Origin of the sequence: Bradyrhizobium sp. SRL28 (assembly GCF_018596315.1) — a bacterium.
Classification (GTDB): Bacteria; Pseudomonadota; Alphaproteobacteria; order Rhizobiales; family Xanthobacteraceae; genus Bradyrhizobium.
In genome coordinates, this window is the sequence record NZ_JAHEAG010000003.1 from 181,251 (window position 1) to 193,085 (window position 11,835).

Genomic DNA, 11,835 nt, shown 5'->3' on the forward strand with positions numbered 1-11,835 from the left:
GTAACGTGACAGAATGATGTCAGACCCAAACAACGAACCAGCGCGATCCCGACGGCGGCGACAGCGGAGGAGCTACGCGCTTCTGATCCTTGCCGCCGGCTTGCTCGCATTCGGCGTCGCCGCCGGCACGCTGTACTACGCGCTGCGGCCGACCACGCTGCGGATTGCGGTCGGGCCCGCCGGCAGCGAAGACCAGAAACTGGTCCAGTTGATGGCGCAGACGTTTGCGCGCGAGGGCAGCTCGGTGCGGCTGTCGTTGCTAACGACGGAAGGGGCGGCGGAGAGCATCGCGTTGTTCACCGCCGGCAAGGCCGATCTCGCGGTGGCGCGCGGCGACCTGAACCTGCCTGAAAATGCCGAGTCGGTCGCCATCCTGCGCAAGAACGTCGTCGTGCTGTGGGCGCCTTCCGGCCTTCCCGCCAAAGGCTCGAAGAAGCAGCCGACACCCAAGATCAAGAGTCTCGACGAACTCGCCGGCCACCGCGTCGGCGTGATCGGGCGGACGCAGGCCAATGTCACGTTGCTGCGCAGTATTCTGAAAGAGTCCGGTATCAATCCCGACAAGGTCACGATCAGCCAGTTCGCCACCGACAAGATCGGCGAAATGGCGCGTGACCAGACGATTGACGCCTTCATGGCGGTCGGCCCGCTCAAGAGCAAGATCACCGTGGACGCGATCGCGGCGACGGCGACCGCGCGCGGCGAGCCGAAATTCCTGTCGGTCGACGTTGCGGACGCGATCGCGAAAAAGAACCCGATCTACGAATCCGAGGAAATTCCCGCCAGCATCTTCGGCTCCTCGCCGCAGCGGCCGGAAGACAAGGTCGATACGGTTGCCGTCAACCACCTGATCATCGCGCCGAAGTCGTTGTCGGAAACGGCCGTCGCCGCCTTCGCCCGCCAGCTCTTCACCAACCGCCAGCAGCTCGCGCGCGAATTGCCGACCGCCTCGCAGATCGAAAAGCCTGACACCGACAAGGACGCCGCGTTGCCGGCGCATGCGGGAGCGGCCGCCTATATCGACGGCAACGAGCGAACGTTCCTCGAAAAATACACCGACTACATCTGGTTCGCAGTCCTGATCATCTCGGGGTTGGGATCGGTCGGCGCCTGGTTCAAGCACTACTGGAACAGAGACGAACGCGAGGTGTATGTCGGCCATCGCGATGAACTGCTCGACCTGATTTCCAGGGTACGCAAGGCGGAAACGCCGGAAGAGCTGGCAGAGATGCAGAACACAGCCGACGGCATATTGCGTCACGCGCTCGATTGCTATGACGACGGCGCAGTCGAGGACGGCGACCTGTCGGTGATCGGGCTCGCGCTCGAGCAATTCCATCACGCAGTCGCCGACCGCCGCACCGTGCTCAGCGCCGGCGAAGCCGGCATGCCGCGAATGCGCGCCGGCTAGGCCTGATTGGATCGGCCGGCTTTTCTCTCGTTCAACTCACTTGCCTGATCCGGCGCAGCCAGAGCGCTTCTTCCTTCTCCCTTGTGGGAGAAGGTGGCCATAGGCGGCCTTCGGCCGCCGTTCTTCAAGAACGCCGATGCTTGGCGTCGGCTATGCGCAGTCCGCGACGGATAAGGGGTCTGTCTCCGCGGAGAGAACCCCTCACCCGTCTCGCCGCCGCTACGCGGCCATAGCCGATGCCAAGCATCGGCGTCCTCTTGTAAGTACGGCGGCCGACGGCCGCCTATGCTGAGCTTCTCCCACAAGGGAGAGGGAACCGGTCCAGCCGGGTCCGTCAACGAAACCTTAATGAAACAATTCCCTAACGCCACGAAACCATTTTGGCGATTTCGTGCAAATGTCCTGAAACGGTTCACCGGTACAGGTTTCCCAACGACGCGCCGAGAACGGCGCGACAAAAATTTAAAACAGGGGCGACCAATGTTTCATTCATTTAGCCTGACCACCCGCTTTGCTGCCGCCGCTTTTGGTGCGCTGGCGATCGGCGCAACCGCATTTTCCGCACCTGCCGCCGCGGCTCCGCTGCCGCTGTTTCCGTTTTTCCTGCCGCAGATCGAAGCAGCCCCGCCGCCGGTGCAGGCTGTGCCCCGCGATGAAGAAGACCGGACGGTCGAGATACCGGCGCGCCTGCGCCGCCAGGTCGTGAACTACTACACCCGCGAGGCGCCGGGCACGATCATCATCGATACCCCGAATACCTATCTCTACCTCGTGCTCGGCAACGGCCAGGCGATGCGCTACGGCATCGGCATCGGCCGCGACGGCTTCACCTGGTCCGGCACGCAGACGATCACCCGCAAGGCCGAATGGCCGGCCTGGACCCCGCCCCCGGAAATGATCGCCCGCCAGCCCTATCTGCCGCGCCACATGGCCGGCGGCCCGGGTAACCCGCTCGGCGCCCGCGCGATGTATCTCGGCGGCACCATCTATCGCATTCACGGCACCAACGCGCCGGAGACGATCGGCACCCGCGTTTCCTCGGGCTGCCTCCGCCTCACCAACCAAGACGTCAGCGACCTCTATTCGCGAGTCAACGTCGGCACCAAGGTGATCGTGCTGCCGATGACGGATCGCCGCGCCGATCTCGGTCGAACCATCCGCTAAGCCATTAGTGTTTCTTAATATGAAAGCGGCCCCGGCATTCGCCGGGGCCGTTGTGTATTGTCCTGATGTCGCGACAATGTGTAGTGGCGTCCCCCTCGCCGCCCCTGTAAAATATTGCGGGGCGTTTAAATGGGGTCCGGGGGGACGATGCGTCTGCCGATGCGTCTCAAGACGATTACGATCGCGCTCGCGGTCCTCGTCGTTTCGTTTGCCGTCAGCCTGAAGCTGATGGACTTCGTCGCGCCGCGCGCTACGAACCGGCCGCCCGCGCTCGCCCAATTGCCGCCGCTGCCGCCGGCGCCGCGCGCATCCACCGTGATGGCGCCGATTGCGGTTGCGCTGTCGGCGATCCGCGACGCCGCCGATCGCGGCGCGCCGCGTAACTTCGCCGGCAAGGCCGACAATCCGATCTCGCAGATCCTGCAGAATGCCGATATCGGCTGGACCGCCGCGCGCGGGCCGATCAGCGCTACCGGCGCGCAGGATGTGCTGTCGCTGGCGACACCGCTGACGGGCACACTGAACGTAACCGGCTCGCTGTCGGCAAAGGCGACGGGTGCGGTCGGCGACGCCCTCGGCGGCCTGCTCGGCGGCAACGTCGCGAAACAAATCGGCAGCGTGAACATCAAGAACCTCAACGCCAGCGCCGAGATCAAGGGCAACGTCGTCATATCGGCGCGGCCGAAGATCGCCGCGAACTGGCGCATCGAGCCCAACCTCGCAGGCCAGGTCAATCTCGGCGACACCAGCCTCACCGTGGCGGGCGCGCGCGTCAACGTGCCCGCGCAGGTGAAGCCATTGATCGACAAAAATGTCGCCGAGCAGATCGCGCTGGTGCAGGCGCGCATGCGCAACGATCCGGCCTTCGAACAGAACGCGCGTGTGCAATGGGCCAAGGCCTGCCGCTCGATCCCGCTGCAAGGCACGACCGCAGGTTCGACGATGCCGGCGCTGTGGCTGGAATTGCGCCCCATACGGGCGATTGCCGCGCAGCCGCGCGTCGACGCCTCGAACCTCACGCTGACGCTCGGCATCGAGGCGGAGACCCGCGTCACACCGGCCGAGACCAAGCCGTCCTGCCCATTCCCCGCCACGATCGCCATCGTGCCGCCGACGCCGGGACGGGTCGCGATCGCCGTTCCTATCGACATGCCCTTCACCGAGCTCAACAGAATCGTGGAAGCGCAGTTCGCCGGAAAGACTTTTCCGGAAGATGGCTCCGGTTCGGTCGACGTCACCGTCAAGCGCGCCAGCGTCGCAGCGTCGGGCGACCGCCTGTTGATTTCGCTGCTGGTGAGCGCCAAGGAAAAGAAGAGCTTCTTAGGGCTCGGCGGCGAGGCCAATGTGCACATCTGGGGAAGGCCGGTGCTCGATCAGGCCGAGCAGACGCTGCGGCTGACCGATATCGAACTCGCCGTCGAGTCGGAGGCCGCCTTCGGGCTGCTGGGCGCCGCGGCGCGCGCAGCCATCCCGCATCTGCAGAAGACGCTGGCGGAGAAGGCGACCGTCGACCTCAAGCCGTTCGCAAGCAACGCCCAGAAAAAGATTGCGGCCGTGATCGCCGACTTCCAGAAGAACGAGGACGGCCTGCGGGTCTCGGCCGAGATCAGCAAGCTGCGGCTCGCCGACATCGCCTTCGATTCCAAAACGCTGCGCGTGATCGCCGAAGCCGAAGGCGCGATCAACGTCTATGTGAGCGCGCTGCCGGCGTTGTGAGCCGAGCAGCGCACTCTCACACCGTCATTGCGAGCGAAGCGAAGCAATCCATCTATCCCCGCAATGACAGATGGGTTGCTTCGTCGCTTCGCTCCCCTGCGCAAAGCTTCGCGTTTGCCGCAGGCAATGACGGCTCAAGATTGGAGTCCGTAGGGTGGGCAAAGCGCAGGCATGCCCACCATTCACGTTTGCTATCCGTTGATGGATGGTGGGCACGCTTCGCTTTGCCCACCCTACACATTAACCGCCGCTACGACCCCTCGAACTTGAACGAGACGTTCACTTTGGCGCGGTAGGCTTCGACCTTGCCACTGGCGTCCAGTTGCAGATCCAGCTTCACGACCTCGGCGACGCGCAGATCGCGCAGCGACGCTCCAGCGCGACCGACCGCGGCGGCAGCGGCCTTTTCCCAGGATTCCGTGCTGGTGCCGATCAGCTCGATGACCTTGTAGACGCTATCAGCCATGTCGTCCTCCGTTGCTTTCAGGCAGGACGCAGGGTGCTCCTGCCGCGAGACAACCTAACATCGGGACGCGCATCGTGAATAGGATGCGCTGCACCATTGCGCGAACATGCGTCCACAAAATCAAATGGCCGGGCGGCATCACGCCGTCCGGCCATTTTGAGGACGCCTGCTAGTCGAGACCGCGGCCTCAATCGGTCGAGTACTTGAACTCCGGCATCGCCTTCAGCTGCTCCTTCGTCGCGCTAAGCATGGCGTGATCCGGATACCACGGATTCTTTTTGGCTGCCGGGGCAGGCGCCGTGGTCGCAGCACCGGTCGTCGTCGTGCTCGTTGAAGGCCTTGCGCCGCCGGTCGCAGGTGCGGTCGAGGCGCCGGTATAGGCGATCGGCTCATCGACGAACTTCACCTTGTCGATCGGCACCGCAACCAGGTGCTCGCCGACGCCGAGGAAGCCGCCGACGCCGATCACCACGCCTTTGATGTCGCCGCTCTTGTCGGCCAAGAGATCGTTGATCGATCCGAGGCTTTCGTTGCTGTCGTTATACACGTTCAGGCCGACCAGCTTCGACGTACGCCAGCTGCCCTTGAACGACGAGGTATCGGACGCAGCCACAGGCGCGGCAGTGGTGGCGCTGTCGGTCGTTGCCGAAGGACCTTGCGCGAACGCGACACTCGCCAGCAGCGCGGAAGCCGCGACGCCGGCAACGGCATATTTGGTTAACATATCGGTTCTCCTCATTTCAGAAACGCACTGAGAAAACCCGGCACTTCAACAAGTGTTCCACGCATTTCGCATGGAACACGTGCGCCGCACTGCGGTCAGAAGCCGCTCCAGTAAGGCGGCATGCCGTAATAGCGATGCAGCTCGGCTTCCTTCGCGCGATCGCCCCAGTCGAAATCCTTGTCCGCCTGGAATGACGGCGCGCGCTTCAGCTCTTCATCGTCGATGTCGAGTTCGTAGGCTTCGAACTTCGTGTTGTAGCGAAGCCGTCCCCAGGGCAACGGAATCAGATTGGCCCCGATGCCCAGAAACCCGCCGAAACTCAGGATTGCATAGGATACTTTACCCGTGACCTTGTCGATCATCAGCCGTTCGATATGGCCGATCATGTCTCCATTCGGCCGACGCACCGCGGTCCCCTCGACGCGGTCGCTCGCGATCAACTGATGCGGCTTGGCCATGACGTCGCTTGTCATTGGACCTCTCCACACATCTTGTAGCGGAACCAACGTCGCAATCGCCGCCCGGTTCCTTCCAGCCGGAAATGAGACAACCATCCTTCCCTTTCGGGAAGGATGGTTGTTGCGTCGCTTGTCCGCTCCGCGCGAAAACGCGGTCCGCGAGCTCAGCTTTGATAATCGATCAGCAATGCCGAGAAGGAACCGCTGCTGCTCGTGCTTGAACTACCGGTTGCACCGTAGGTCGTCGATGATGAAGCCGACAGCGATTCCTGGAGCGATTGCAGGAACTGCTTGAGAATGTCGTCGATCGACGTCGAAGTCGTGCTCGACGAAGTATCATCGCTGGAGTCCGCAGGCGGCGGACCGCCGGGACCACCCGGAGGAGGACCGCCGGCGCCGCCCGGACCGCCAGCCCCGCCGGGGCCGTTGGCGAAGGCGGCCTTGAAGATGCCCTGCAGTTCAGTGGCCTGATCGCTGGTCAGCTTGCCGCTGGAAACTTCGCCGGCGATCAGATCGTCGATCTTCGATTTGAGTTGGTCGGGCGACGGCCGCGTGCCGCTGGCCTGGTCGCTGGCGCGGCTCGCCTGCATCGCCGAATCGATATCGGTCAGCGCCGCCGACAATGCGTCCTGGTCGGACGACTTGATGGCACCGGATTTTACTTCGGACAGCAACTCATCCTGCAACTTCTGAAGAGGCGACTGGTAGGTCTGGGCCGAGGCCGCCGAGATCGAGGTCATGATAGCTCCGAGCGTTCGTAAATGACGTCACGACGGTAGGGTTAACGACCTTAACGAGATCTTTTCGCCCGCCCCCTCGCCTGTTGCCCGGTGTTGCCCTGAGTCATCCGGAAACATCCGGAAACAAAAATCCTTCGCGCATGCACCCGAATCACCGACAAAAGATTGGCATGGCCCAGGCAATACCCAACATCCTTGTCGTCGAGGACGATCGCGAGACGCGGTCGCTGATCGCAAAATACCTGCGCAACAACGCCTGCAACGTCACCACCGCGGCCGACGGCCGCGAGATGGTCCGCGCCATGACCGACCGCCGGGTCGATCTTTTGATCCTCGACGTCATGCTGCCCGGCGAGGACGGCCTCACCCTCTGCCGCAAGGTGCGCGCCGAGTCGCAGACCCCGATCATCATGCTGACCGCGCGCGGCGAGGACATCGACCGCATCCTCGGCTTGGAGATGGGCGCCGACGACTATCTCGCCAAACCGTTCAACCCGCGCGAATTGCTGGCCCGCATCAATGCGGTGCTGCGCCGGCAGGCCGCGGCCTATACCGCCAGCGCCACCGAGGGCGCAACCGTGCTGGCGTTCGCTGGCTGGCGGATCGATTGCCGGCTGCGGGAGCTGCGCAATCCCGAGGGCGCGCATGTGGCGATGACCAGCGCCGAGTTCGACCTGCTGCGAACATTCTGCGAGCGGCCGGGCCGCGTGCTGTCGCGCGACAGCCTGCTCGACCTCACGCAGGGCCGCAACGCCGGCTCGTTCGAGCGCTCGATCGACGTGCTGGTCAGCCGCATCCGCCGCAAGATCGAACCCGATCCGCAAGCTGCCACCATGATCAAGACGGTGCGCTCGGGCGGCTACATGTTCACGCCCAGAGTTGAAGCCGTCAGCGTCGAGGCGGTAACCGCCGCCGGCCACTGATCATGAAGGGCCTATTGAACCTGCGCGGCATCAGCGGCCAGATCGCTGCCCTCGTCGTCGTCTCGATCGCAGCCCTTCATCTGATCATCACCGCCAGCTTCCTGCTGCACCGGCCCGACCACGGGGAGCCGTCGTCTGACCGCGGCCACGGCCAGCTTGTCACAGCCGTGCAGTTGCTCGGCGCAGCGCCCGCGCCGGAACGGCCGCGGTTGTCCGCCGACATCGCGCGCGCCTTTCCGCAGCTCGGCATCGAGATCCTCCCGCCGGGACCGTTGCCTGCGGCGGGCGAAGGCGACGCGTTCAACCCGCGCGGCATGCAGCGGCGCCTCGGCCATGATTATCGCATCTTGCAGCTTGGGAGCGGCGGCGAGCCCCGCAAGGTCGGCATCGGCCTGCCTGACGGCATGATGATTTCGGCCAACATCCTGCCGGACCGGCCGCGGCCGCCGTTTCTCGGCGGTCCCTGGATGATGACGCTGCTGTTTGCCGTCATCAGCGTCACCCTGCTCGGCCTGTGGGCGGCGCGGGCGTTAACCGCGCCACTGTCGTCATTCGCCAAGGCCGCCGAGAGTTTCAGCCTCAACGGCGCCGCGGCTCCCCTCCCCGAACGCGGGCCGGAGGAAATCCGCTCGGTCGCGCGCGCGCTCAATCGCATGCGCGAGCGCATCACCGGCCTGATCGACGACCGCACAAAAATGCTCGCCGCAATCAGCCACGATCTGCGCACGCCGATTACAAGAATGCGTCTTCGCTCCGAATTCATCGAGGACGAGACCCATCGCAGCCGCATGCTCGGGGATCTCGATCAGATGCGCGCGATGCTTGAATCCGTGCTGTCGTTCCTGCGCAACGGCCGCAGGTTAGAGGCCATGACGCTGGCCGACGTCGCCAGCACGCTGCAGCTTATCACCGACCAATTCGGTGACATGGGACGCAAGGTCGCCTATGACGGCCCCGCGCATGCCATGGCCACGGTGCGGCCGGACGATTTGCACCGCGCCGTCACCAATCTGGTGGAGAATGCCGTGAGGTTCGGCGCCGAAGCGGTGATCCGCCTTCGCGTCTCGGTAGATCAGCTCACCATCGACGTCGAAGACGACGGCCCCGGCATTTCGGACGCGCTGAAGCAGAATATGCTGGAGCCGTTCGTGCGCGGCGACGAAGCCCGCAACATGGATGAAGCGGCAGGCTTCGGCCTTGGTCTTTCGATCACCAACGCCATCGCAACAGCGCATGGCGGCACGCTGTCGCTGCATGACCGGCAGCCGCACGGACTGGTGGTTCGGATACGATTGCCAATCCACCAGAACAGCGACCGCACTGCGGCCTAGAGGATGATGATTTCGGAGGCGTCAGGCGGCGAGGGCGTCGGGATGCGCCTCTTCATAGATCGCGATCGCTTCAAAGCGATAATCGCAGGCACGGCAGAACCAGAGGAACGAAGTGCGGCCAGGACTACTCTCAACCCAATCAGGTCTCGCAATCGGCTTTCCGCATTGGGCACAGGGATTTCCGCGGGGTAAATTTCCGGAATCGAGTCGAGCCATAGGCGCATCTCCCTTCTGGTTTTGTTATGTTTTATTATTTAATGGAATGAGACAGGTTTGCTGCCGGAATGAAAACTTTGTCGCTGGGAAAACTTCTTTACACCTTGACTGCGTCTTTTGCACGACAATCCTGCGCGTCCGCGTGACGCAGTTCGCGTCGCAGACGCGATGCATCGCAGTAACAACGTAAGCGCCACGCTCGCCCGCCTCCGTTACCGCGTGCGCGAGCCGCGAACATCTCGCCGTGATGTCGCCGGTTTTTCGCCACATCTGCGCCCGGTAATGGAACTACCGAAAAGTGCCCATGTTAATGCCCCCGTTCGCAGAGATTATTTTATGAAAAGTTTTTCGAAGGTTGCACCGAAGTTTGCGCTGCAGTTTGCGCTGAAGTTTTCTTGGCTCGCCGCCATGGCCGCACTGTTCGTTTCGCCCGATGCGATGGCACAGAGCCGCGCGCAGTATGAAAGCATGGTCGCAACCCATGCGAGCGCCAATAACGTGCCGGAAGCGCTGGTACACCGGGTGATCGTGCGCGAGAGCAAATATCATCCTGGCCTCGTCGGGCGCGGCGGCACCATCGGGCTGATGCAGATCAAGCTGCCGACCGCGCGCGGCCTCGGCTACACCGGCGACGCCGCCGGGTTGCGCGATCCCGACACCAATCTCGCCTGGGGCATCAAATATCTCGCCGGCGCCTACCGCGCCGCCAACGGCGATCACAGCCGAGCCGTGCGTTATTATGCGAGCGGCTATTACTACGCTGCAAAGCGGCAGCGGCAGGAGCGGCCCCTGCAGATCGCGCCGATGCTCGCGAGTGGTGCGCCGCCGAAAATCGTCGCCAGGCCGGTTGGGGTGGCGAAAACGCCCGCTGAGGCGAACGCAATGCAGGTTCCCGCGAAATAACTGTCATGGCCGGGCATAGCCGTCCAAAGGACGGCGTCGCTTCCGCTCGCCTGCGTCCCCGCCAGCCACGTCTGGTTTCCACGACAAGGAAGTCGTGGATGCCCGGGCCAAGCCCGGGCATGACGAGGGGGTGTTGTTGACACCCCGCCCCAACTGCCTACATTAGACCTGTTCCGAGGGGTGCTCCGATGAGGAGCTGAGATACCGCAAGCTTGGGCCGTTCAGCCCAGGACCGCGGTGACCCTTTGAACCTGATCCGGGTCATGCCGGCGAAGGGACAGGGATGTACCAGAAGTCAGATCCGCGGGGGGATTCCCCCGTTTCCATCATCGGCGCGGGCATAGCCGGCGCATGGCAGGCGCTGCTGTTCGCGCAGGCCGGCCATGCCGTCACTCTGTATGAGCGCAGTGACGCCGAGATGACGCTCGCAACCAGCCATTGGGCCGGCGGCATGCTGGCGCCCTGGTGCGAGGCCGAGGCCTCCGAGCCGGTGATCGGCCGGCTCGGCATCCGCTCGCTCGATTTGTGGCGCGAGCATTTCCCAGAAACGCCGTTCAACGGTTCGCTGGTCGTGGCGCATGCGCGCGACCGCGCCGATTTCGAACGTTTTGCAAAACTGACCACCGGCCATGTCAGGCTCGACGCGCGAGGGTTAAGCGACCTCGAACCGTCGCTGGATGGCCGTTTCCGCGACGGCCTGTTCTATGCCGGTGAAGGCCATGTCGAGCCGCGAAAAGTTCTGCCCGAACTGCATGCCCGCATTGAAGCCGCCGGCGGCACCATCAAGTTCGACTGCGATGCCGATGCCAGGGATCTCGACGGCATCGTGATCGACTGCCGCGGGCTTTCCGCGCGCGACGAGCAGCCCGAATTGCGCGGCGTCAAGGGCGAGATGATCATCGTCGAAACGAATGAGGTCGAACTGTCGCGCCCGGTGCGGCTGATCCATCCGCGCTGGCCGCTCTACGTCATTCCGCGCGGCGACAACAAATTCATGCTGGGCGCCACCTCGATCGAGGCCGAGGATACCGGCGTCAGCGTGCGCTCGGCGCTGGAACTACTCGGCGCGGCCTATGCCGTGCATCCGGCCTTTGCCGAAGCGCGCATCGTCGAGTTCGGCTCCGGACTTCGCCCGGCCTACCCTGACAATCTGCCGCGCATCACGGTCGACAGGAAGATCGCCGTGAACGGGCTCTATCGCCACGGTTTTCTGCTGGCCCCCGCGCTGGCCGAGCTGACGCTTGGCTACGTGCAGCGCGGCGCGATCGACAATGAGGTGATGCGATGCGTGTGACCGTCAACGGCGAAGAGCGGGAGATCATCTCTGCCAGCGTCAATGCGCTGCTCAGCGAGCTCGACTACGAGGGCACGCATTTTGCGATCGCCGTGAATTACGACGTGCTGCCGAAAAGCCGCTGGTCAGAGACCGTGCTGAAGAGCGGCGACGAAATCGAGATCATCACGCCGCGGCAGGGAGGGTGATGATGACGATGTGCGCACCATCTCTCCCCACGTCGTCCCTGCGAAAGCAGGGACCCATAGCCACCGGCCGTCGTTTTGAACGACGGAGTCTCCCAGTACGTCAACAAGCGAGATCACGCGGTCGCAATGAGCGCGATTGCGCTCACGCTAGGGGTCCCTGCGTTCGCAGGGACGACGAGGTTGGTTACGCGCTGCCGCCTCATACTCCGCTGTCATCGCCCGGCTTGACCGGGCGACCCAGTACGCCGCGGCCTCTCGGATTGACCGCAAATTTCCCGGCGTACTGGATCCCCGCCTGCGC

12 protein-coding genes and 1 riboswitch are annotated in these 11,835 nt (G+C 63.8%); of the genes, 8 read left to right on the forward strand and 4 right to left on the reverse strand.

Annotated features, from left to right (window positions below; all coding sequences use genetic code 11):
- The first annotated feature begins 16 nt into the window (after positions 1-16).
- From KIP88_RS08725 to KIP88_RS08735, 3 genes are all read left to right on the forward strand, one after another.
- A complete protein-coding gene (locus KIP88_RS08725; RefSeq protein WP_214487493.1) occupies positions 17-1,411 on the forward strand; it encodes a TAXI family TRAP transporter solute-binding subunit in 1,395 nt (464 codons plus the stop codon).
- A 480-nt stretch (positions 1,412-1,891) separates the two neighbouring features.
- Complete coding sequence (locus KIP88_RS08730; RefSeq protein ID WP_214487494.1) at positions 1,892-2,575, forward strand: L,D-transpeptidase; 684 nt, start codon at positions 1,892-1,894, stop codon at positions 2,573-2,575.
- A 147-nt stretch (positions 2,576-2,722) separates the two neighbouring features.
- Positions 2,723-4,291, forward strand: a complete 1,569-nt coding sequence (locus KIP88_RS08735; protein ID WP_214487495.1) for a DUF4403 family protein — start codon at positions 2,723-2,725, stop codon at positions 4,289-4,291.
- Positions 4,292-4,541: 250 nt separating this feature from the next.
- Here the strand turns inward: KIP88_RS08735 and KIP88_RS08740 are convergent, their stop codons facing one another.
- The 4 genes from KIP88_RS08740 to KIP88_RS08755 form a co-directional block, all read right to left on the reverse strand.
- The gene (locus KIP88_RS08740; RefSeq protein ID WP_214487496.1) at positions 4,542-4,757 is read right to left on the reverse strand and encodes a dodecin family protein; all 216 of its coding nucleotides are present in this window, start codon (positions 4,755-4,757) and stop codon (positions 4,542-4,544) included.
- Positions 4,758-4,944: 187 nt separating this feature from the next.
- The gene (locus tag KIP88_RS08745; RefSeq protein ID WP_214487497.1) at positions 4,945-5,481 is read right to left on the reverse strand and encodes a PRC-barrel domain-containing protein; all 537 of its coding nucleotides are present in this window, start codon (positions 5,479-5,481) and stop codon (positions 4,945-4,947) included.
- A 95-nt stretch (positions 5,482-5,576) separates the two neighbouring features.
- Positions 5,577-5,954 (reverse strand): PRC-barrel domain-containing protein, encoded by a 378-nt coding sequence (locus KIP88_RS08750; protein WP_214487498.1) that lies wholly within the window; start codon positions 5,952-5,954, stop codon positions 5,577-5,579.
- A gap of 149 nt (positions 5,955-6,103) precedes the next feature.
- The gene (locus KIP88_RS08755) at positions 6,104-6,679 is read right to left on the reverse strand and encodes a hypothetical protein (protein WP_214487499.1); all 576 of its coding nucleotides are present in this window, start codon (positions 6,677-6,679) and stop codon (positions 6,104-6,106) included.
- 170 nt (positions 6,680-6,849) lie between these two features.
- On the opposite strand from KIP88_RS08755, the gene KIP88_RS08760 reads away from it, so the two are divergent.
- The 5 genes from KIP88_RS08760 to thiS all read left to right on the forward strand — a co-directional run bounded on the left by KIP88_RS08760 (position 6,850) and on the right by thiS (position 11,534).
- Entirely contained in the window at positions 6,850-7,602 is a 753-nt protein-coding gene (locus KIP88_RS08760; RefSeq protein WP_214487500.1) for a response regulator, read from the forward strand.
- 2 nt (positions 7,603-7,604) lie between these two features.
- On the forward strand, positions 7,605-8,933 hold the full coding sequence (locus tag KIP88_RS08765; protein WP_214487501.1) for an ATP-binding protein: 1,329 nt from the start codon (positions 7,605-7,607) through the stop codon (positions 8,931-8,933).
- A 600-nt stretch (positions 8,934-9,533) separates the two neighbouring features.
- Positions 9,534-10,052: a transglycosylase SLT domain-containing protein gene (locus tag KIP88_RS08770; RefSeq protein WP_374226448.1), complete on the forward strand. Its 519-nt coding sequence runs from the start codon at positions 9,534-9,536 to the stop codon at positions 10,050-10,052.
- Positions 10,053-10,218: 166 nt separating this feature from the next.
- A riboswitch (TPP riboswitch) is annotated at positions 10,219-10,348 on the forward strand.
- Positions 10,336-11,346 carry an FAD-dependent oxidoreductase gene (locus tag KIP88_RS08775; protein ID WP_214487502.1) on the forward strand — a complete coding sequence of 337 codons (1,011 nt, stop codon included), beginning with the start codon at positions 10,336-10,338 and terminating at the stop codon, positions 11,344-11,346. It overlaps the preceding riboswitch by 13 nt.
- A complete protein-coding gene (thiS, locus tag KIP88_RS08780) occupies positions 11,337-11,534 on the forward strand; it encodes a sulfur carrier protein ThiS (protein WP_214487503.1) in 198 nt (65 codons plus the stop codon). The genes KIP88_RS08775 and thiS overlap by 10 nt, the downstream gene beginning before the upstream one ends.
- Positions 11,535-11,835 lie beyond the last annotated feature (301 nt).

Bases quoted from the DNA above. Each gene is read 5' to 3' on its own strand.
- KIP88_RS08745 (WP_214487497.1), bottom strand. From the start codon at position 5,481: ATGTTAACCAAATATGCCGTTGCCGGCGTCGCGGCTTCCGCGCTGCTG.
- KIP88_RS08760 (WP_214487500.1), top strand. From the start codon at position 6,850: ATGGCCCAGGCAATACCCAACATCCTTGTCGTCGAGGACGATCGCGAG.
- KIP88_RS08735 (WP_214487495.1), top strand. From the start codon at position 2,723: ATGCGTCTGCCGATGCGTCTCAAGACGATTACGATCGCGCTCGCGGTC.
- KIP88_RS08755 (WP_214487499.1), bottom strand. From the start codon at position 6,679: ATGACCTCGATCTCGGCGGCCTCGGCCCAGACCTACCAGTCGCCTCTT.
- KIP88_RS08725 (WP_214487493.1), top strand. From the start codon at position 17: ATGTCAGACCCAAACAACGAACCAGCGCGATCCCGACGGCGGCGACAG.
- KIP88_RS08765 (WP_214487501.1), top strand. From the start codon at position 7,605: ATGAAGGGCCTATTGAACCTGCGCGGCATCAGCGGCCAGATCGCTGCC.
- thiS (WP_214487503.1), top strand. From the start codon at position 11,337: ATGCGTGTGACCGTCAACGGCGAAGAGCGGGAGATCATCTCTGCCAGC.
- KIP88_RS08775 (WP_214487502.1), top strand. From the start codon at position 10,336: ATGTACCAGAAGTCAGATCCGCGGGGGGATTCCCCCGTTTCCATCATC.
- KIP88_RS08730 (WP_214487494.1), top strand. From the start codon at position 1,892: ATGTTTCATTCATTTAGCCTGACCACCCGCTTTGCTGCCGCCGCTTTT.
- KIP88_RS08740 (WP_214487496.1), bottom strand. From the start codon at position 4,757: ATGGCTGATAGCGTCTACAAGGTCATCGAGCTGATCGGCACCAGCACG.
- KIP88_RS08750 (WP_214487498.1), bottom strand. From the start codon at position 5,954: ATGACAAGCGACGTCATGGCCAAGCCGCATCAGTTGATCGCGAGCGAC.